General features: G+C 51.2%; 2 protein-coding genes. Both read left to right on the forward strand.

Features of this window, described 5'->3' with window-relative positions; genetic code table 11:
- Positions 1-17: 17 nt before the first annotated feature.
- Positions 18-134, forward strand: a complete 117-nt coding sequence (locus AC6F7T_RS09885) for a DUF4113 domain-containing protein (RefSeq protein ID WP_500718411.1) — start codon at positions 18-20, stop codon at positions 132-134.
- Positions 135-418: 284 nt separating this feature from the next.
- On the forward strand, positions 419-1,243 hold an 825-nt coding region (locus tag AC6F7T_RS09890), incomplete at its 3' end, for a DEAD/DEAH box helicase family protein (RefSeq protein WP_500718408.1).

Consider the following 1,243-nt stretch of genomic DNA (forward strand, 5'->3'; position numbering starts at 1 on the left):
GCATCAACAACACCGGTATCGGTAAGATCTGGTTCGGCGGGCAGCGCCCGAAGAAAGACTGGTACATGAAGCAGGATCTCAAGTCACCAGCCTATACGACGCGCTGGGAGTGTTTGCCGGTGGTGAGGGTGTGAAATCTATAAAACGAGTATCTAAGATAAAAATTGAATCATAAGCAGTCATGCTATATGGTTGCATTTATTATGATAACGGCAAACGCAGTCGGTGATGAGGTAATAGCAGCCTTTTGCATCCGGAGGGGATAGTGAGAAGGAACGACAATCACAATTAATAAATCTGGGCCAGAATGAATGCTTATGGTGTTCTGTCTGGTTTTTTGTTTTTCTGGGGGATATTCGTGAATGTATATTGACGATATCTTCTGATTGATTTCTGACCACACTTCAAGGAGAGGCGTATGTCGCCTTCCGAACAAGAAGCACGCCAACAAATTGATGCCCTGCTGACCAAAGCCGGTTGGCTGGTGCAGGATGCCGGTGCCGCGCACATCCATGCGGGACGGGGTGTGGCAATCCGTGAATTTCCGTTGCCCGGTCACGGCTTTGCCGATTATCTGCTGTATGTCGACGGCAAAGCGGCAGGGGTCATCGAAGCAAAAAAGACCGGAACCACCTTAACCGGCGTCGAAACCCAATCCGATAAATACACCAAGGGGCTACCTTCCAGCTTGCCCTGTTGGCACCATCCGTTGCCATTCTCTTATCAGTCTACAGGCGTCGAAACTCGTTTCACCAACGGTCTTGATCCCGATCCCCGTTCGCGTGGCGTATTTGCCTTCCATCGTCCGGAAACTTTGGCCGCATGGCTTACCGCTGCCTATGCTTTTACCGGCACCTCTTCTGATCTTGATGGTGCGTCCTTAGCGGCAGAGTCTGTCAGCGCAAGTTTTCTCGCCCGCCTGCAACAGATGCCCGAACTTGTCACCGAGGGGCTATGGCCGGCGCAGATCAAAGCAATTACCAATCTCGAAGAATCTTTGCGAGCTAACCGACTGCGGGCGCTCATTCAGATGGCCACCGGCAGCGGTAAAACCTTTACCGCCATCAGCTTCATCTATCGTTTGATTAAATTCGCCGGAGCCAAGCGGGTGTTGTTTCTGGTTGATCGCGGTAATCTCGGACGGCAGACCCTCAAGGAGTTTCAGCAGTATGTATCGCCTTACAACAACTTCAAGTTCAGCGAGGAGTACATCGTTCAGCGTTTGACCTCCAGCACCATCGAC

Source organism: Pelovirga sp. (assembly GCF_059864205.1).